General features: G+C 52.9%; 16 protein-coding genes. 5 read left to right on the top strand and 11 right to left on the bottom strand.

The window, feature by feature from the left end:
* Positions 1-4: 4 nt before the first annotated feature.
* Entirely contained in the window at positions 5-721 is a 717-nt protein-coding gene (locus tag A6301_RS07420; protein WP_234257461.1) for an ABC transporter ATP-binding protein, read from the top strand.
* Positions 708-1,205 carry a TlpA disulfide reductase family protein gene (locus tag A6301_RS07415; RefSeq protein WP_234257460.1) on the top strand — a complete coding sequence of 166 codons (498 nt, stop codon included), beginning with the start codon at positions 708-710 and terminating at the stop codon, positions 1,203-1,205. Before A6301_RS07420 ends, A6301_RS07415 begins: the two co-directional genes overlap by 14 nt.
* A 32-nt stretch (positions 1,206-1,237) precedes the next feature.
* On the opposite strand, the gene A6301_RS07410 is transcribed toward A6301_RS07415, so the two are convergent.
* On the bottom strand, positions 1,238-2,215 hold the full coding sequence (locus tag A6301_RS07410; protein ID WP_205541839.1) for a DMT family transporter: 978 nt from the start codon (positions 2,213-2,215) through the stop codon (positions 1,238-1,240).
* Between the two features lie 96 nt (positions 2,216-2,311).
* Positions 2,312-3,145, bottom strand: a complete 834-nt coding sequence (locus tag A6301_RS07405; RefSeq protein WP_234257459.1) for an AraC family transcriptional regulator — start codon at positions 3,143-3,145, stop codon at positions 2,312-2,314.
* A gap of 361 nt (positions 3,146-3,506) precedes the next feature.
* Here A6301_RS07405 and cbl point away from each other — a divergent pair, with 361 nt between their 5' ends.
* Positions 3,507-4,460 (top strand): HTH-type transcriptional regulator Cbl, encoded by a 954-nt coding sequence (cbl, locus tag A6301_RS07400; RefSeq protein ID WP_107170306.1) that lies wholly within the window; start codon positions 3,507-3,509, stop codon positions 4,458-4,460.
* A 423-nt stretch (positions 4,461-4,883) separates the two neighbouring features.
* Positions 4,884-6,200 (top strand): glutamate/aspartate:proton symporter GltP, encoded by a 1,317-nt coding sequence (gltP, locus tag A6301_RS07395; RefSeq protein WP_107170305.1) that lies wholly within the window; start codon positions 4,884-4,886, stop codon positions 6,198-6,200.
* Between the two features lie 78 nt (positions 6,201-6,278).
* On the opposite strand, the gene A6301_RS07390 is transcribed toward gltP, so the two are convergent.
* The 9 genes from A6301_RS07390 to A6301_RS07350 all read right to left on the bottom strand — a co-directional run bounded on the left by A6301_RS07390 (position 6,279) and on the right by A6301_RS07350 (position 19,826).
* Entirely contained in the window at positions 6,279-7,382 is a 1,104-nt protein-coding gene (locus tag A6301_RS07390) for an iron-containing alcohol dehydrogenase family protein (RefSeq protein WP_234257458.1), read from the bottom strand.
* A gap of 230 nt (positions 7,383-7,612) precedes the next feature.
* The gene (locus A6301_RS07385) at positions 7,613-8,953 is read right to left on the bottom strand and encodes an anaerobic C4-dicarboxylate transporter (RefSeq protein WP_107170303.1); all 1,341 of its coding nucleotides are present in this window, start codon (positions 8,951-8,953) and stop codon (positions 7,613-7,615) included.
* Between the two features lie 744 nt (positions 8,954-9,697).
* Positions 9,698-11,053 carry a TolC family outer membrane protein gene (locus A6301_RS07380; protein ID WP_107170302.1) on the bottom strand — a complete coding sequence of 452 codons (1,356 nt, stop codon included), beginning with the start codon at positions 11,051-11,053 and terminating at the stop codon, positions 9,698-9,700.
* 2 nt (positions 11,054-11,055) lie between these two features.
* On the bottom strand, positions 11,056-12,414 hold the full coding sequence (locus A6301_RS07375; RefSeq protein ID WP_234257457.1) for an HlyD family type I secretion periplasmic adaptor subunit: 1,359 nt from the start codon (positions 12,412-12,414) through the stop codon (positions 11,056-11,058).
* Between the two features lie 64 nt (positions 12,415-12,478).
* Positions 12,479-14,326, bottom strand: a complete 1,848-nt coding sequence (locus A6301_RS07370; protein WP_234257456.1) for a type I secretion system permease/ATPase — start codon at positions 14,324-14,326, stop codon at positions 12,479-12,481.
* A 258-nt stretch (positions 14,327-14,584) separates the two neighbouring features.
* Complete coding sequence (locus A6301_RS07365; protein ID WP_107170299.1) at positions 14,585-15,202, bottom strand: heme acquisition protein HasA; 618 nt, start codon at positions 15,200-15,202, stop codon at positions 14,585-14,587.
* A gap of 117 nt (positions 15,203-15,319) precedes the next feature.
* The gene (locus A6301_RS07360; protein ID WP_234257455.1) at positions 15,320-17,998 is read right to left on the bottom strand and encodes a TonB-dependent receptor; all 2,679 of its coding nucleotides are present in this window, start codon (positions 17,996-17,998) and stop codon (positions 15,320-15,322) included.
* Between the two features lie 264 nt (positions 17,999-18,262).
* Entirely contained in the window at positions 18,263-19,216 is a 954-nt protein-coding gene (locus A6301_RS07355) for a FecR family protein (RefSeq protein WP_234257454.1), read from the bottom strand.
* Between the two features lie 100 nt (positions 19,217-19,316).
* Positions 19,317-19,826, bottom strand: coding sequence for an RNA polymerase sigma factor (locus tag A6301_RS07350; protein ID WP_205541854.1), 510 nt, complete (start codon positions 19,824-19,826; stop codon positions 19,317-19,319).
* A gap of 250 nt (positions 19,827-20,076) precedes the next feature.
* On the opposite strand from A6301_RS07350, the gene A6301_RS07345 reads away from it, so the two are divergent.
* Positions 20,077-20,238 (top strand): hypothetical protein, encoded by a 162-nt coding sequence (locus A6301_RS07345; protein WP_205541856.1) that lies wholly within the window; start codon positions 20,077-20,079, stop codon positions 20,236-20,238.
* The last annotated feature ends 3 nt before the right edge of the window (positions 20,239-20,241 follow it).

Raw genomic sequence — 20,241 nt, 5'->3', positions numbered from 1 at the left:
GTCGATGTCTGTAGAAGTAAACGTGCAGGAAAAGATGCAGGCAGCGGAGGCGGTGATTGAAACTCGCCAGCTCTATAAACGCTTTGGTCAGGTTACCGCGCTGGAGGATATTAATATCCGCATCGCACGCGGCGAATTTGTTGCGATCATGGGCGCGTCTGGTTCCGGTAAAACCACGTTGATGAACATTCTCACCTGTCTGGATACGGTAAGCGAAGGGCAGGTGCTGTTGGATGGCATTGATGCTGCTGGGCTGGACGAGGAAGGGCGGCGACAGTTCCGTGCCGATAAAATTGGGCTGGTATTCCAGCAGTTCCACCTGATCCCGTTTTTGACCGCGTTGGAGAATGTGATGCTGGCGCAGCATTACCACAGCGTGGTGGATGAAGCCGCGGCGCAGCGCGTACTTGAGCAGGTTGGGCTGGCGCATCGCGTTGATCACTTACCGAGCCAGCTTTCCGGGGGGGAGCAGCAGCGCGTCTGCATCGCCCGCGCGCTGGTGAATGAACCTCCGGTGATTTTTGCCGATGAACCGACGGGAAATCTGGACGAAGAGAATGAACGACGGGTGCTGGATCTGCTGAAAGATCTGCATCGGCAGGGGCGCACCATCGTGATGGTGACGCACAATCCTGAATTGGGGCGGTTTGCTGACCGCATTATCCGCCTGCAACACGGTAAGTATTTCGGTGAAGAGGTGAATCATCATGAAATGGTGTAACGGAATTACCGCACTCTGTCTGCTGGGGGCAGTGGCGCTGAGCGGCTGCAAGGAAGAACAGGTTAGCGTCGGGGCACAGGCACCTGCGTTGGCAGCCTACGATCTCGCGGGGCAGCAGGTGGATCTGTCGCGCTGGCAGGGGAAAAGTGTCTATCTGAATTTCTGGTCGTCGGGCTGTGGCGGTTGCATGATTGAAATGGGGGCGCTGGAAAAGCTGAGCAAGGAGTTCGGTGATAAAGTGGTTGTTGTGGCAGTGAACACCGATCCTGACGGCGTAGATATCACCTCGATGCTGACGCACCATAACGTGACGTATCCGGTGGTACGCGATCAGTTGGGTATTACCAAAGAGCGCTATCAGGTCAGCGGTACGCCGACCTCATTTATCATTGATGCCAACGGTAAGGTGACCGATCAGCATCAGGGCGCAAGAGATGAAGCGCAACTGACCGAACTGTTTCAGAAGCTGGCAAGCCGGACATAACGGACGACTTGCCTTATTTCTTCACTGACCGATCACTCTGTCCGTGAAACCGGAACCGTGACTTCTACCACGACAGGTTCTGGTTTCACTCGCATGGCGTAGATTACACCGATAATCAGGCAGGCGATGCCGCAGAGCGTCAACAGCGGCGGCAAGGATTGCCGAATCATAAAGGCATAGGCCAGCCCCGCCAGCGTTTCAAATACAATCAACGGTCCGACCAACACCGTCGGCAGACGTTGGCTCGCCTCGTTCCAAAATAGCGTGCCGATCCATGAACACAACAGCCCAATGGCCAGCATGAGTGAAATGAAAACCTCAGGCCGTGGGCCGAACGGCTGCGTAAACGACTCATCCGTCAGCGCCAGATGACCACACACCAGAATATAACCCAACAGCGCCAGCGGTAGCGTGACCAGACCTTGTGCGGTGGCCCAGGTAAGCGGCGTATGGTTTTTGTGGTCGCGCAACCAGCGGGCGTTACGCAGCGGATACCAGGTCCAGCAAATGACGGCGCAAAACGCCATTGCAATACCGCTGGCGTAACGCCAGAAATCGAAGGCGATCTCAGTTCCCTTTAGCTCCGCAATGTTCACGCAGACAAGCCCGGAAGCAATCAGCAGCAGCGAGGGTAGCAACCGACGCCAAGCCACGCGACCGTCATGTTTGCTGTACAGGACATTCGCGGTGACGGAAATCACGACGGGCAGCGTGCCAATAATCATCGTCGATATTGGTGCCCCCGTGCGTTGGATCGCGCTGGCAAGCAGAAAGTAGTACAGCAGGTTGCCAATAACCGTGAGCTTTGTGGCTTCCAACCAATCGCTGCGGGTTAGCTTGCGTAGGCGACGGCGATCGAGCCAGGCTAGCGGCAGGGCAATCAGCCCAAAAGCCAGATAGCGCCCAGTGGACTGCAAGGCAGCAGAGTAGTCCGGTACGATCAAGGGGCCAACGAAAATCAGTCCCCACATTAGCCCGGCGGCAAGCGCAAATAAAACACCAATCAGCATAATAAACCTGTTTGTTCATAATATTTCATCGCGCCAGTCTAGGGAGAGTCGGCGACGAATTATTGTAGGATATTGCTGTTTATTATCAGAAGGGGGCTAGCGTTGAATCGGATAAACCTGCTTTTGATAGCGAATAGGTGTGACGCCATAGCGCTGAGCAAAAGTGTGGGTCAGATGCGCCTGATCGGCCAGTCCAACGGCGACGGCGACATGGGAGGCCGCCATACCGCGTGTCAGCATCTGCTTGGCCTCATACAGCCGAATTGCCATCAGCATCTGGTGCGGCGTCACGTGAAACTGAGCTTTGAACTGGCGCAGGAAGTGGTACGGGCTGAGGGAAACCAGTGCCGCTAACTCTTTTAAGGTAATGGTGTGGGCGAAATTCTCTCGCAGGTAGGCTTTCACTATGTCAAAGCGATGGAACGGTTCAACAATTTGACGTTGTGCAATACGCGCATGGGGGCGGAAAAGCGCAATCAGCGACAGCAGCAGGCTTTCGCTTGCTAATGGGTCTGTCGTCTGCCACAGCGCAGCCAGCGTCATTGCCAGTTGACGTGCGGTCGCCGGATCGTGACGCACGACGTCGGTAAACCACCAGCCTTTCTCGCCGGAGATGCTCTCCAGCACATCGGGCGGAATGTAGATCATGCGATAGCGCCAGCCGTCTTCCGTGGCGGACTCCCCCGTATGCAGTTCATCGGGGTTCATCAAGACTAACGAATCGACAGGCGCAATATGTTTGGCACCGCGGTAACGGAATCGCTCTGCACCGTCGTCGATGGTACCGATGCCAAACGCCTCATGCGTGTGTGGCTCAAAGGCATAGCGGCAGATATGCGCGTGATAAAGCTCTATGCCGGGCAGCGTCGGCAAGTGCCGAAACTGGGCATAGTCTCTTTCATCGGTAAAGTGTTCTGGTACGCCCTGCATGCTGCCACCTTGTCTCTGATTCTGCCCGTCATCATAGCAGTGATAACACGTCAGCTTGAAGTCGTGCGTCCTATTTAGCCTGAGCAGAAATACTGGAAAAAGGGAATAAAAGCACCGGGATAAATAGATCAGAAAAGTATAAATCATAGCGAAATGGTTGATTGGCGCAGTGTGAGATATAAAACTGATTTTATCTAACATTTTGATTTTACTATTTATGTCTATTCCTTGTTAGATAATCTATATCGGCAGACATACCGTTAGTATAAAAAAATATAATCAACTCCATTTGCTTATTTGTTCTGCCTCTCATTCCTTGGATCAATGTTGCTATCTGTAATAAAGAACAAGGGAGTGAAAGGTGAACTTTCAGCAACTGAAGATTATTCGTGAATCAGCACGGTGCAACTACAACCTGACCGAGGTAGCGAATACGCTGTTTACCTCTCAATCCGGCGTGAGTCGCCATATCCGCGAGCTGGAAGAAGAGCTGGGGATTGAAATTTTTATCCGTCGCGGTAAGCGCCTGTTAGGGATGACTGAACCGGGGAAAGAGCTACTGGTGGTGGCGGAGCGCATTCTGAATGACGCTAGCAACATTCGTCGGTTGGCGAATGTCTTCACCAATAACGACACCGGGCAACTGGTGATCGCGACCACGCATACGCAGGCGCGTTACAGCCTGCCGCCGGTGATTAAAGCCTTCCGCTCTTTGTATCCACAGGTGCGTCTGGTGCTGAACCAGGGCACGCCGGATGAAATCGTGGCGATGCTCCATTCCGGCGAAGCCGATATCGGCATTGCCAGCGAACAATTGATTAACGATCCTTCACTGGCGGCGTTCTCCTACTACCGCTGGCACCACTCGGTGATTGTGCCAGAGCACCATCCGCTGACACAGGAGCCGGTTATTACGCTGGAAATGCTCAATGCGGAACCACTGATTACCTATCGTCAGGGGATTACGGGGCGTTCGCGCTTGGATCGTGCATTTCAGGCGGTGGGGATGTCACCGGATATTACGCTGAGTGCGCAGGATTCGGATGTGATTAAAACCTATGTTGAGCTGGGACTTGGCGTCGGGATTCTGGCCGATATGTCATACGATGCCGTGCGTGACAAAGGCTTGGTACGGTTAAATGCCGAGCATTTGTTTGAAGCGAATACGGTCTGGCTGGGGTTAAAAAAAGGTCAGTTACAGCGTAACTATGCCTGGAAATTTATTCAGCTGTGTAATACAGAGCTGTCGCTGGATGACATTAAGGACAAGGTCTTCTCGGATAACGATGAAGCGGTGATTGACTACCAAATCTGAGTTGCGACACCGTTTCCTAACCTGATGCCCAGCCAGCATTTTTTCTGGCTGGGCGGACGTTTTTCTTTCTGCATCGTCGCTATTTCTTGCCACGCGACACCCGCCTTTTTCTGTTCTCGATTCAGCATAAATATGGTTTATCGTGACGATAATCTGCTTGATATGATCGTGGTGGAATAGTAGCATTCCTATCATAACAATAACTTATATGTTTGTTTTTGTTAAGTGATACAAATAGTTGTGCATTTTTATTGAATAATTATGTTAACGATTTTTGTGTCGCAGTAGAAAAATAACGATAGCAACCAATCAGATATTCTTACTAGTCAATCACCTCCACGTTGATTTTTTCGGTTCGTATTGCGCCGGAGTCGCGCTAGCGCCATGTTTGTGATGGCGGGGAGTTTAAAACGGAAAATGACGATGAAAACACAAAAAATCAGCCTTGCCTGGCAAATCCTTATTGCGTTGGTTCTTGGTATTGCACTCGGTGCCGTGCTGCATGAACAGCAGGAAAGTCGCCAGTGGCTCATCAGCAATATTCTCAGCCCTGCGGGCGATATCTTTATCCGCCTGATTAAAATGATTGTTGTCCCCATTGTTATCGCAACCCTGATCGTCGGGATTGCAGGCGTAGGGGATGCCAAAAAACTTGGGCGCATCGGCTTCAAAACTATCCTCTATTTTGAAATCATCACGACAGTGGCGATTATTCTGGGCATCACGCTGGCTAACATCTTCCAACCGGGTCATGGCATTGATATGTCGACGCTGACTGCCGTTGATATCTCGCAGTATCAAAAGACAACGGAACAGGTGCAGAGTGGTTCACATAGTCTGGTTGGCACGATACTGTCGCTGATTCCGCCGAATATCTTCGCGGCGATGGCGCGCGGTGACATGTTGCCGATCATCTTCTTTTCGGTGCTATTTGGTTTGGGCTTGTCTTCGTTGCCTAAAGAACATCGTGATCCACTGCTGAACGTCTTTCGTGGTGTATCGGAAACGATGTTTAAAGTGACGCACATGATCATGCGTTACGCGCCGGTTGGGGTGTTTGCGCTGATTTCCGTCACGGTGGCCAACTTCGGTTTCGCTTCGTTGTGGCCACTGGCTAAGCTGGTCATGCTGGTTTATGCGGCGATATTCTTCTTCGGGCTGGTGGTGCTCGGTGCGGTGGCACGGTTGTGTAAGCTGCGTATCACAGTGTTGATTCGTATTTTGAAAGATGAGCTGATCCTCGCCTATTCCACCGCCAGCTCTGAAACCGTGCTGCCACGTATCATCGAAAAAATGGAAGCCTATGGCGCGCCAAAATCGATAACCAGCTTCGTAGTGCCGACGGGCTACTCCTTTAACCTCGATGGTTCGACGCTGTACCAGAGTATTGCAGCCATTTTCATCGCACAGCTGTACGGTATCGACCTGTCGATTGGGCAGGAAATCGTGCTGGTATTGACGCTGATGCTAACTTCCAAAGGTATTGCTGGTGTACCGGGTGTGTCGTTTGTCGTACTGCTCGCCACGCTGGGTAGCGTTGGCATTCCGCTGGAAGGTCTGGCATTTATTGCGGGTGTTGACCGCATTCTCGATATGGCGAGAACTGCGCTGAACGTGGTAGGAAACGCGCTGGCGGTGCTGGTGATTGCCAAGTGGGAACACCAGTTCGACGAAAAGAAAGCGCAGGCCTATGAGCGTGAACTTAAAGGCATAAGTACGCAGCCGGCTCAGCAGGGATAATTCAGGAAAGAAAAAGAGAAACGGGCGCATCGATGATTCGAGGCGCCCGTTTCCATGTTGAATGCATGCTGATGCTCACTATGCCGCATGGCTGTTGATCGTATTCTCTTCCAGCGTTTGTGTGCGCCATAGTGCCTGCTGAATACGTTCAGCATCCGTTGCGAAAGGCAGACGTGCGGCAATTTTTGGCGCGATCTTTACGTTTTGCGCGAGGCTTTCAACTAACTGCGGGCGTTCGTTCAAACCGAGGGCGCTTAGCGTTATCGGGCTACCATAGCGGCGCAGTTGCGCAAACAGTTCTTCGCGGTCAGCGGCGTTATCGTGTTCCAGAAAAGCCTGTGCAGCCAGCCCAAAACCTACTTTTTCCCCATGTAGCCAGTCATGTAATTCCGGCAGATGCGTCATGCTGTTGTGAATAGCATGCGCGACGCCAATACGCGGCACCTCATCTTTCATGCTGTTCGCGATGCCAGCCAGCGCGATAACGGCGTCGATCACGCGGCGTAGTGCTGGTGTGACCACACCTTGCTCATTATCTGCAATGGCCTGCTCGCCATACGCGTTAAACGTCTCCACGGCCAGTCGTGCCGCCTGCGCTTTGAGCGCCAACGCCAGCCCATCATCACCGTGACGTAAATAAGACTGAAATTCGTACCACGTTGCCAGCGCATCCACGATACCAGCTTTGAGGTAACGTGAGGGGCTATGGGCGATAATTTCGCTATCTACCAGCACCCATATTGGCAACCGAGTCAGTGGAAAGGAGCCATTGTGTGCGCCACTGTCGCTGTAAATCACGCTGATCGGCGACCAGGCGGCGTAGGTAGCGGCAATGGTGGGTACGGCGATGACGGGGATCTGTCCCAGTATGTCGCCAACGGCTTTCGCGGCATCCAGCACGCGCCCGCCGCCAATACCTAAAATCAGTTCCGCGCCGAGGGCACGCGCCTGTGTGGTTAGCACTTCTACCGCGGGTTTGGTGCAATCACCCGACAAAAATTCAACCTGATACCGGAGGCCATGCTCATTGAGACTGTGCTCGACGGCATCCGACGTTGTTTTCCATGCCTGCGGGCTGGTAATAACCAACACTGTGCTCGCATAGGGAGCGGCGTATTCGCCGACAGAACGAATGACGCCATCACGATTCAGATAGGTTTGTGGCGCTTGTATTGCAATCATGTTCGCGATCTCTCATCTCTGTAGGAAAAGACCAATCAGTTGTAACAGTGATATCGAACGCTGCAAAAGAACAATTCTGGCTATGAATGGGTAGATTCTGCATAACCAGAAGAGTATTTAGCGCTGCATTCCCCGGCGTTTCACCGCGATCTTTTTGATGGCCGGAGGGAGGAGAGTAAGCGATGAAAAGCCGCCCATTGCTGGACGGCTTTTAGGGGTAGAGAACGGAATTACAGGAAGCCGTACATTGCGGCGAACACCCAGCCAAAGACGCAAGAGGTGCTCACACCGATCAAACCAGGAAGAATGAAGCTGTGGTTGATAACGAAACGGCCGATTTTGGTGGTGCCAGAACGGTCAAACTGGATAGCAGCCAGATCGCTTGGATAGGTCGGCAGAATATAGTAACCGTAGCAGGCTGGTGCTGACGCCACGATATACGCCGGGTCAACCCCGATAGCCAGCGCAACAGGGACAATCGCAGCCAATGCCGCTGCCTGTGAGTTAACGAATTTGGACACGATCAGCAGGATAATGGCGTAAGCCCAAGGATAGACCTTCACCAACGAGCCAAGCGTGGATTTGATCTGCTCCAGATGTGCACCGAACATGGTTTCTGCCATCCAGGCGATACCATATACCGCGACGATGGCAATCATCCCTGAGCGGAACACTTCGTTTTTCGAGATCGATGACGGATTGGTTTTAGTGGCGATAATGATGATTGCGCCGGAGAGCAGCATAAACATCTGAATGACCAGCACCATCGACAGCGGCTTACCAGCGAAAACCGGACGCAGCTCTTCAACCGCCCCTAGAATTGCTACTGCACCAATAGTTGCCAGAAAAATCCACATGGCAACCCAGTTGCTGCGCGGCAGTTTTCTGTCCAGCAGCGTGGCGGTATCGCCATACACATACTGTTTGTTTTCCGGGTCGGCGATGAATTTCTGGAAATCGGCATCTTTGTCGAGATCTTTCCCGCGGAACCAGCTGAAAATCCCTATCGCCAGAATACCCAACAGGGTAGAGGGGATGGTAATAGACAGTAGGTCGAGGAATCCCAGATGCTTACCCTGGAAGGTGAAATTAGCCAGCATGGCAACCAGTGAAACGACGGCAACGGATACCGGGCTGGCAATAATCCCCATCTGTGCGCCGATTGAACTGGCAGCCATTGGCCTTTCAGGACGAATATTATTCTTGATGGCGACATCATAAATAATTGGCAGAATGGTATACACCACGTGGCCCGTACCGCACAGGATCGTCAGAATACAGGTGACAAACGGCGCGATAATCGAAACGTATTTCGGGTTACGTCTCAGCATACGCTCCGCGAGTTGCAGCATCACATCCAGCCCGCCCGATGCCTGAAGCGTTGCCGATGCGGCCACCACGGCAATGATAACCAGCATGACGTCAACGGGCGGTTTACCCGGTTGCAGTTTAAAAATAAAGACCAGAATAACGAGTCCGACCCCGCCTAATAAACCCAGCGCGATCCCGCCTTTTCTTGCCCCGTAAAAAAGGCAGATAAGGACAATGACTAATTGAATGATGAAATCCATAGTAGCCCCATTGCAGTATTTTATAAGATGAACTGATTAGTTAGAATTAAAATAAGTGAGTTTTTACTGCGGGTACTATATGGACGTGTTGTTATTTGTTTTCTTGATCTAAATCTATTAATTTTTATCTTTGTCCTATTTCCTGAAAATAAAAGATCTCGCTCGCAATAATCATGTCTTTCTGGTTTCTTTAGTTTTTTAAGTGTAATTTTAATTTATTAATGATTGTGATGAGCGTTCGTTGGCGCGGTTGTTAATGATTGGTGGGGTGTTTTTAATAGTAATTAAATTCATGTTCTTATTTTGTTGTGGTTTGTGTCGTTTTATTTTTTATTTTCGTTAACGAACACCACAAAAAAATCATACTTTAATGTCAATCAATCTACCTCTAATGGGGTATTTTATCATATTTCATTGTTTTTAAATGATTAGTTTTAAAAATGGCATAATGAATCCCTTTTTGGTAATGAAGTCAACGCCAGACCATGGCGGGATTATCGAAAAATAAAAATAGCGGCTACGTCACCGCTATTCACCTCAAGAATATAGCTAACGTATTTTCTGCTATGTTTGCATTAGATGCGAAGGAGAACGTTCTTTATAGTGTGATTAGTTATTAATATAAAAATTCTATAAGTTTTATCGAATATATGGATGCAAACTATTTTCATTTCAAAGAAGAATATGGCCGAATATCGGCACGTCAGCGACCCTGTATTCTTTCTAGCGGCACCCTTTATGCCGCTAGGTATGCACGAAATAGGTCGCTAACTGGCGTAATGTCTGCTCATCCAGCGTGCCTGCGTAGTAACGCAGCTGTAGCCAGGCCGTCAGCCAGGTATAGCGTGCTTCGGTCAGGTTGCGCCGGGCGCCGTAAAGCTGCTGTTCAGCATTCAGCACATCAAGATTCACGCGCTCCCCACCCTGAACGCTCTTTTGGGTCGCGGTAACCAACGCCAGCGCTGATTTTTCCGCTAGTTCATAGGCGCGGATTTTCGCCTGACTGCTGGTGACCAAATTAAACTGGCGACGCAGTTCCGTCTGGATGGTCGCCGTCTGTTCGTCCTTTTCCCGCGCGGTTTGCTGATAGCGCTCCTTTGCCTGACGCGTTGCGGCAGAGACGCCGCCGCCCGCAAAAATCGGTACGCTAACGCGGATGCCAATCGAACGCGTATCGTATTTCTGGTTATAACTGTTTTCAGTATCTGATTGCGTGTTACGGGTGCTGGCGACCAGCGTGACCTGCGGCAGGTGGCCTGCCCGATTGCGTTCAATGCTGTATTTCGCCACGGCGAGCGATTGATTCAGCGCCAGTAGCTGAGCGTTGTGACGTAACGCCAGCGATTGCCAGTGCTGATAGCCCGAAGGTTGAAGTGGCAGCGCGGTGAAGCGCGGGGTTAATACCGCAAGCTGCTCTACGCCAACGGGCATCCCCAGCAGTGTTTCCAGTTCCCGCAGGCTGATATCCAGGTTGTCTTGCGCTTCGATGAGCTGTGCTTCCGTCAGGTTGACCCGTGCCTCAGTTTCCAGCATATCGGTGCGGGTGCCTTCTCCCTGCTGGAAGAGGCGTTGATTCAGTTGATATTGTTCGCGATAGGCACGCTGCTGTGCCTGAACCAGCGCAATCTGTTCGCGGCTAAACAGCACGTTGGTGTAGGCCTGAAACAGGCGTACCAACAGCTGCTGGCTGGCATCGCGCAGCTGTTCGTCTGCCAGCACGGCGCTGGCTTCACCTTGCTGATAGCGCGACCACGCGGCGTAGTCGATCAACGGCTGTTGCACGGAAAAGCTGGAAGCGCGGCTAGTGTAATCCCGCTCTGACTGTTGGTTTCCCGCCGTAACGGTAGAATCGTTACGGGACTGGCTGTAGTCATAGGTGATTTTTGGTAGCAGTCCGGCACGCCCGATATGCTTCTCTTCGCTGTCGGCGTTGCGCGCATGTACGGCAGCCAGGAAAGCGGGATCGTGCGTTAACGCATGCTGCCAGGCTTCCATGAGCCCCAGAGCCTGACTCGGCGCGCTGTAGCTCAGTATGAGAAAGAGAGGGGCGAAATAGCAGGAGCGGATCGCCGCGCGATAAACAGATGAGAGGCGCAGCATGGTTATTCCTCGGTCAGTGCCAGATGCAGGCGGTCGGCAAGCGGTTTGAACAGATAGTTGAGCAGGGAACGCTCACCGGTACGAATAAAAGCCTCCACTGGCATACCAGGGCGAACATCCAGCCCGGCAAGCTGCTGTTTACCCTGTTCATCGACATGTATACGCAGGGCGTAATAGGGTTTTCCCGTCTGTTGCTCGACTAACTGGTCGGCACCGATGAGTGCGACCACGCCGGAAATACGCGGCGTGGTGCTTTGATTAAAAGCGGAAAATAGCAGCTCGACCGGCAGCCCGTTGCTGACTCTGTCCACCAGCTCGATAGGCAGCTGTGCGTCAATCAAGAGCGGTTGTCCAGCGGGAACGATTTCCATCAACATCTGTCCGCTATTCACTACGCCACCTTCGGTGTGCAGCACCAGCCCGACCACCGTGCCGCTGGCGGGCGCGCGAATGTGCGTGTGCTGAAGTTCATACTCCGCTGTTTTCAGCCTCTGGGTGAGATCTTGAATGGAACGTTGAGTATCGGCGAGTTGGGTGCGTACCTCTTTCTGGTATTCGTTCTGGCGTTGCTGGATCTTTTGCTCCAGTTCGACGACCTGCTGCTGGAGCTGTACCTGATTATTCCGTTCCTGCGCGATCGCACCAGCCAGTTGGGCGGCTTGCCGCTCGACGTCCAGCAGGCGATTACGGGCGATATAGCCTTCCTGTGCCAGCGGACGCAGCCCGCGCAGCTGTTCGCTGACGATCTGAAATTGCGTTTGGCTGCTGGCAAGCAGCGCCTGTGAACCTTGCGACTGCGCTTTTGCCCCGATGATAGCGGCCTGTATCGCTGTGCGTTCCTGTTGAAGGGCTGCACGACGGCTGATGAACAGCTGCTGCTGGGCAATCTGAATTTGTTGCGTGACGGTGTTGTGTTGCTCAGTGGGAGCAGGGAAGGCGATCGTGTTCAGATCGTCGCGTTCCGCCCGCAAGCGCGCTTCGCCCGCGAACGCTTCCTGAAGCTGGGTGACGAGATTGTCGCGCTGTGCCTGAGCGGGCGTTTGGTCCAGCGTGGCAAGGATTTGCCCAGCCTGCACACGATCGCCATCCCGTACGGTGAGTGAGGCGATGCGTCCACTACTGACGGGCTGCACCACTTTACGGTTATCCGCAACGACAACCCGACCGGATACCGCGACGCCTTTATCCAACGGTGCCATGCCTGCCCAGAGTAGCAAGCCACCAAAGCCGATAAGTACCAGCCAGAGGCCATGCTTCAAATAGCGTCCGGCATCAGTATGTAACGGCATCGCTGCAACGTTATCCTCCACTTGAGGAAGTGGGGCTGTCGGTTGTGATGTGACTTCGCGTAACGCGGACATGGTTATCCTCTTCTTTCCATGATGCTTTTCTGACGGCAGGCGTTCGTTATCAATGCGCTAAGCCTCATTTATCCGGAGCGGCACGGCGTGGCGTCGGCGCGCTGTATACCATGCTCAGCCCGGCAGAGCCGGGTTCTTTTGGGGTAAAGGCATTTGCGGCGTTGCCTGTCTTAGCTGGCGTGGATTGGGCGCTGGCGGATTTGGTAACAGATGTATTAGCGGGCTTAGCGCGCTGTAGTTCTTTCAGTACCTGCTCGGTTGTGCCGAAATACTGGATCTGCCCAGCGCGCAGGACTAATAGCTTATTGGAGCAGGACAGTAGCGCGGGTTTATGGGTGATTAATATCTGCGTGCTTTGGTTTTCCTGTTGGGCGGCAATGGCGGTCAATAAGGCTTTCTCGCCATCGTCATCCAAGCTGGCATTCGGTTCATCCATCACAATCAGGCGTGGCTGGTTGTAAATGGCTCTGGCGAGAGCGACACGCTGCTTTTGACCGCCGGATAGTCCGGCACCGCCTTCACCCAACTGCGTATCGTAGCCCTGCGGCAACCGTAGAATCATCTCGTGAACGCCTGCCGTGATGGCGGCGGCAACGATCTTTTCTGCATCCGGCTGAGTGAAGCGCGCAATGTTTTCGGCAATCGTTCCGTTAAAAAGCTGCACATCCTGCGGCAGATAGCCGATGAACCGACCTAGTTCGCCTTTGTCCCATTGGTGCATGTCTGCGCCATCTAGCCTGACTTTGCCGCCGAGGGCGGGCATGGCCGCAACCAGCAGGCGGGCGAGGGTGGATTTACCTGAACCGGAGGGGCCTAAGACGCCGAGCACATCGCCGGGGGCCAGTTCAAACGTAATATTGGCGAGTAGGGGCGTTCGGGAGTTGGGGGCGTTGGCGCTGAGTTGTTCGACCTGGAGTCTCCCTGCTGGAGCAGGAAGCGCCATGCCAACAGGTCGTGCTGGGTGATTATCGAGCAAGATGTTGACACGTTGCCAGGCGAGACGTGCTTGCATCCACTGTTTCCAGACGCCAATGATTTGATCGATTGGGCTGAGAACGCGGCTTACCAGAATGGAACCTGCGATCATCATACCCGGCGTGATATCGCCGTTGACGGCCAGCAGTGCGCCCAGACCCAGCATCAGCGACTGAAGTGCCAGCCGGGTGCTTTTCGTCAGCGAGGTAATGTTGGCGCTTTTTTCGCTGGCAACGTTCTGATAATAGAGAAAAGCGTTATGCTGCGTCAGCCAACGTTCACGCATGGCGGGCAGCATTCCCATGGCTTCAATCGCATCGGCGTTGCGCAGGTTAGCGTTAGCCTGCTGTGTCGCCTGAACGGTGTTTTGTGCCGCTAAGGCCAAAGGTTCGCGCGTCAGTTTTTGATTCAGCCAGGCCAGCACAATCAGTATGATCGCCCCCGCCAGCGCCATTACGCCCAGCCAGGGATGAAGCAAGAAAATCACCAGCAGATAAACCGGAAACCACGGCGCATCAAAGAAGGCAAACAGCGCATTTCCGGTGGCGAACTGGCGCAGGGCGGTCAGATCGTTTAAGGCTTGCCCGGCTCCCGCCGTGCCGTTCCTGAGATTACTTTCGAATGCGGCGTTATAGATACGCTGATTCAGCCGCATATCCATCTGTGTACCGAGTCGGATCACCACGGCGCTGCGTATCCATTCCAGTAATCCCATCAATAAAAACAGGCCCAGCATCATGATCGTCAGCATCGCCAGCGTCATGGTGCTGCTGGAAGGCAGGACGCGGTCATAGACTTGGAGCATATAAATTGCTGGTGCCAGCATCAGCAGGTTGATGACGGCGCTAAACAGGCCAATACCCCAGAACCCCCGACGATAGGCGGCCAGCGCGTCAATGATCTCCCGGCCTGATGGCGCCGGATGGAGTGCGGGCATGGGGTATTCCTTCTTCAATAAAATCGCCATAGTTCTCACTGTGGTGTGCCTACAGCGTGGCAGAGGGGAAAGCGGTTAGCCGTATCGCTATTGACGCGGTTTGCCAACGGTTATTACACTCAATAAGCCGCCGCGGTGCCGTACCTTCCATAATTCACGCTGCGTCCCTGCAACGCGCATTATTTAGGGTACATACTCTCTCCGTACCGCGACGGTGTTCACTCAAACGGCTAAAAGCGTCATCTTTTAGCCGTTTTCTTATGCCGCGAGCAGATCGGCCGTTTCGGCGACGCCAACGACGTCAACCACGGTATCGGCAGAAAGCGCGGCATCGGAGGTCGCGGTGGCGAAGCTCAGGCTATCCAGGCTCGCGTTAATATCGATACCCGCATTCGTCAGTGCAGTCAGCAGCGGCTGAACCTGTCCGCTCATCAGGCCATAAATCACGTCATGTACCACGCCGCGATCGTCAACATTCTGGTTGGCAATATCCGTGGAGAGACCCAGCCCGCTGAAGGTGACTTCTGGCTCAGCAAGAGAATAGGTGGTGCCCGCGGTGGTGCCACCTTGCAGAACGTTCCCGAAGGACAGCGTGTCTAACTGACCCCACAGCGTATGAGCAGGAGGAGAGAAGAGGCTGTAGGTCAGATCGCCGCCGGCAATAAGTGCAGAAAAGTCATTCTGCGTACTCGTGATCGCATATTGAGTACCGTCTATAAAGGTGTCGCCGCCGTAAAAGCCCCCGGTATTATTGCCACCGACTTGTGTATTACCCGCGGTATGATTAACGTCGCCAAAGGCTGCAGACCATTCAGTCAGGTAGCTGGCAATGCTGTAATTGGCATAGTAGGCATCGTAGGTAATTGCAAAACTCATAATAGATTCCTCATTAACTAACGATCTACAGGCACGGTCATCCGTGTCTGTCGTGAAAGAGGATGAGCCATCCCATCCCCTTTGTTTTCCTGCCTCCCGCATTGGGAAACAGAGAAATTAGAATCGATACTCCACGCCAGCCTGCACCGTTCTTCCCCGGCTTGGCGTGTAACCCAGTGATTCGCCATAACTCACGATGTAAGTACGGTTAGCGATATTCTCGACGGAACCGCGTACCGTCAGGCTGTCGGTCAGACGATAGCTGGCGTACAGATCGTAAACTTCATATTTGGGCCAGTCGGCTAAATAGGCGGAGTTGGCCGGTGCGGCGGTATCCTGATAGCCGGGAGCAAAGCGCATCGTGACGCCCATATCCAACTTGCGATCGAAAACCCGCGTCCCCAGCGTGACGGAGCCACGGTCGCCGGGAAGATAGGCGGCGTTGCTGAATAGCAGCGTTTTCTGGCAAGAGAAGTCACTGGCCGTGGTATCGACAGGCGTGGAGTAATAGTTATTTCTGGAGCCACCAACGGTCGTGACGCCGCCCATCCAGGCCACTGGCGCACAGAAATCGTTATTGCCGATCATATGGGTGTAGGTCGCATCGACGTACAGAAAGCCCGCGTCGTAATTAAGTTGATATTCCATCCCGCGGAAACGGCTTTTCACTAGATTGTTCTGGAACACGGAATTGCTGAGCGAATAGCCGTTATAGCCCGGCTTATTACGCGCACCGTTCAGGCTGATGTAGTCGTTTATCCGGGTGTCGAAGTAGGACACTTTGGTGACCAGCCTGTCGCCATCCATAAACAATTCGGGTTTCTGTATATTGAACCCGACCTCCCAGGCGCGTGAACGCTCCGGTTTGAGATTAGGATTTGGATACAGGTAATAGTTACCTGCGCTGTAGGTGCCGTTGGCAAAGGTTTCACTGACTGACGGCGGCCGCCAGGACAGGCCATAGCTGGTGAACAGCTGTAGCCATTCAACGCCGGGTCGGACACCAGCAAATAGCGTAGGGGATAGCTTGCCTTGCTCGTCATCGACATTCCAATCCTGCGTGGTGGTCACAAACGGCGGGCAGAGTGCGATCGACCTTTGCCTACAGGGGTCCGTGATGGTATAGGGAATGTCCCGATAGCTGATGCTGGTGGTGCCGCGTAACCGATAACGATCGTAACGCAGGCCACCTTGCAGCGTTACCCACTCGTCGTAGGCGTAATTCAGATTCGCGAACAGGCTGGCCATCGCGCGGTTCCCTTCCGGGGTGGCGTTACTGGCCGTACTGTTGGTGCTGTCCGTCGTGATTTTGTCATAATAAAAATCTAACCCGTAATCGGCTTTTAGCTCGTGTGCGCCCCGTTGTAACAGCGTCGAGGTGTTTTGCGCCTGCGCGCCGTAGGTACGCAATCGCGTGCGTTCGTGATAGGCGCTGGTATTGGAGAGGGCATAGTTATCGGTGTCGTTATTGGTATCGGCGTAGTAAATTTTGGTCTTCAAATCCAGCCAGCGCTGGTTGTCCGGTTTCAGGCTGTAATCGAGCGCGGTACTGCGCGCCATAATATTGCTTTGCCCGCTGGCTCGCCATCCCAGATCGGTATTGGATAGATTGGATAGCGTCCCTGCGTTTTCAGAAGAGGTTTGCGTTTGCATATAGCTGAGCTGGAAGCGCTGATTAGCTGGCAGATTCCAGCCGATTTTCGCCAGCCGCGAGCGCATGGTATAAGCTGCGCTGGTCACTTTTTGATGCTTTAAGTTATTGGCCCACTCTTCGTAATTATTTGAATTGCCGGGGATACGGATATTACCGAGGTTGCCGTCGTTACCCGGCCAGTAGTCGCCGAGATGACGTTCGCTGGCACCCACCAGAATATCGCCGCTTTCATTGCCCAGCGCGAGGATGCCGCTGCCAATGAAATGTGTCCCGTTGTCGCCCGTGCTGGCGTGCAGTTTTCCGCCGAGTTCTTTACCCGGTGCTAGAAAATCGTGGGCGCTGGCGGTATTAAAGGTGGCGACGCCGCCCAAGGTTCCTGCGCTGCCCATCACATTTGTCGCGCCTTTTTCAATGGTTGCGCCGGTGAGCAATTCCGAGTCGATATACATCTGCCCGTTACGCTGGCCGTAACCGGTTTTTTGAAAATTTTGCCGTACGCCGTCAATGTTCATATTCACGCGACCAAAGTCCTGTATCCCGCGAATGTTTACCGACAATGAAGGGTCTTGCTGGCTGACGCTGGAGTACACACCAGCAGATTGTTCCAACATATCGGCAGCGTGGCGTGCAGGACGCTGATCCATCTGTTCACGTGAAATCACGCTGATGGCGCGGGGTTGCTCGTAGATCCAGTCGCCCGGATTGGCAACCGTAAAAGCGCGTACCGTCATCACATCGTCTATTTTTGCCGTATCGACATTGACTGAACGAGGTCGCAGGGTAATCACGCCGTTGTTGTCGATCTGAAAATCAACCGGGTTGGTGCCAATCAACTGGCGTAGCCCTTGCTCGGGCGTGAAGCGGCCTTGAAGCGCGGCGGCCTGCATATTTTCGAGTTTGACGTCAGCAAAGAACACCTGTAGCCCGGCCTGCTCGGCGAAGCGGAGCAATGCGCTACTCAAGGGTTGTGGATTAATGGAAAAGGTAACGCTTTGACGAGCGGCTTCCTGAATGTTGGCGGCCTGTGTTTCTGCTTGTGCATAGTGGTACGAACTAAGCAGTGAGAGTGCAATGCCGACGGCAAGAGAAAGAGGACTAAGTTGTAACAAACGGACATTTTGCTGTGGTGTTTTTTTAAACATTTTCGCCTGGTCTACCGTCAGTTAAATGACTAATAAGCATTAACAAACAAAGGGATGATTAATCTCTTTGCTCTTAATGAAAATGATAATAAAAATCATTACCTAAATATGAAGACGGTTGAGAAAGCAGAACCCGTAAAAAAATATTTAAAATTTTTTCACCGGTGAGTTGCGGCATTGTAAACGCCGTGGTTCTTAATGAACGCTCACCGCTCCCGAACGGCGTTGCAGGAGCGGCAGAGAAAGGAAACCGGGGGAGGAGAATCAGTACAGAATGGTGACACCGGGCAGAGCAACGGTTTTGGCACCCAGTTCAGCGGTCATGGTTTGCAGCGCGTTATCCAGTTCGTTCAGAGAAAAAATGCCGCTAACCTGACGTTGGCGCAGTGCTGAACTTGGGATGACGATCGTACCAGCACGGTACTGGTTGATACGTGCGATCACGATAGCGAGAGGCTGTTGATCAAATATCAGCAAGCCACGCCGCCAATCGCCACGTTCGCGACTATTCCACCCAGGCAGACGCGTCAGGCCTTGTTCGGTATAACGTGCTGCTTGCTCCTCATCAAGCCGTAGTGTTTGTCCATTTGCCGTGACCTGAACGCTGTGCTCCACCACGCCGACCGTCGTGATCTGCGATGTATTCTGCACAATGAATTGCGTACCGAGTGCCTGTGTTGTTCCTGACGCCGCATCGACCAGGAAAGGGCGTTTTTCCTGTGCATTCGTCGGGGCAACGGTGAACCAGGCCGAGCCTTGCAGCAATGTGACGCGCCGTTCTTGCGGCGTGTAAGCAAGAGCAATAGCGCTACCCGCATCCATATCGACCTGGCTGCCGTCCGGTAGCGTAACCTGTTTGACCTGATGATCGGCATGATAATCCGAGCGCAGCGTTATAATACCGTCGGAAATCCACGTTGTGCCGAGACTGAAACCCAGCAGCAATAAGGCCGCGATTTTCCACTGTGTCGCACGGTGGGGGCGTCTGGTAGGCAATTTGACTAACGGCTGTGGTTGCAGCACCTTTTTTTGCTCGGCGCTGAGCGACCCTAACTCGTGCCAGAGCATCCCTGCCTGTTCCAAAGCATGGCGATGGCGTGAGTCCTGCGCCAGCCAATGCTGAAATGCCAGTTCCTGTTCATCGTCCAGCGGCGCTTCGGCTAAACGTATAGCCCATCGTGCTGCCTGCTGATGGATTTCAGGGGGATAATCGTTCATGTTGATAGGCCTGGAGTGTGTAGGGTCTCTAAATATGTAGACGTCTGACGGCAATAAACCCGTAAATAATTTGTGATTATTTCATTATTGGCGGCGATTTTCACGAGGAGCGGATCGTCAGCATGGCATGCAGTGTCATAGCAAGATGCTTTTCAACGGTGCTGAGGGATATGTCCAACTGCTGGGCAATCTGCGCCTGTGTCATGTGTTCAAACCGGTGTAAATGAAATATCTGCTGTGTACGCTCAGGCAGAGTCAACAGTACGTTTGCCAGACGTTCCAACTCCTGTTGGGCGATCGCTGTCCGATCGAGTTGGGGAGCGGCATCAGGCAGAGAGTCCAGCGTCGTATCCACGTCGTCAACACCCGTTGCCATCTGCCAACGCTGCTGGTGGCGGACATGGTCAAGCAGCAAATTATTGGCTGTTTTATAGAGATATGCTTTCTTGTCGTCTACATCATCTTGCTGTTCCAGTCGTTGTGCCAACCGTAAAAAACTCTCTTGCACCAGATCTGCCGCTGCCTGAGGGTCGCGCAGTTTATGATTGAGATAGCGTTCTAACCGTTCTGCATAGTGGTTGAACAGCATTCTGAGTTCAGACTCTGACATGCCAACGTCCCGTCAGGTGACCTTCCCGCCGACTCTGCGGCAACAGAACTCCTTTCCCTTATCACGGTGCTATCTATCGTGATTGTCCGCTGGCGGGGTAAGGCCCTGAATAATAAATATGATGTAATTGATAATTATTATCACATATGACGAACGGGAAAGCAGAGTTAAATCTTCTTCAGATTGGCGGATTTTAGCTGTCGACTACACTTACCTTTGTTGACGTATCATTTGATTAAGAGGAATGACAATGACGACAAAGGACGATCCCAAAGACGTGACGGTCAGCGAAGGGCTGGCAAAGGTGCATGAGGCGTCAGGTCAACTGACGAAAGAAGAGATTGAGGCGCTGGCGGAGGAAGCACGACAGGCCGCGACGCAGACGAAGCAAGCGTCGGGTAACACGCCTTAGTCT

It is taken from the genome of Pectobacterium sp. IFB5596 (genome assembly GCF_021432585.1).
Lineage (GTDB): Bacteria > Pseudomonadota > Gammaproteobacteria > Enterobacterales > Enterobacteriaceae > Pectobacterium > Pectobacterium punjabense.
This window is presented reverse-complemented; position numbering and strand designations above follow the sequence as displayed.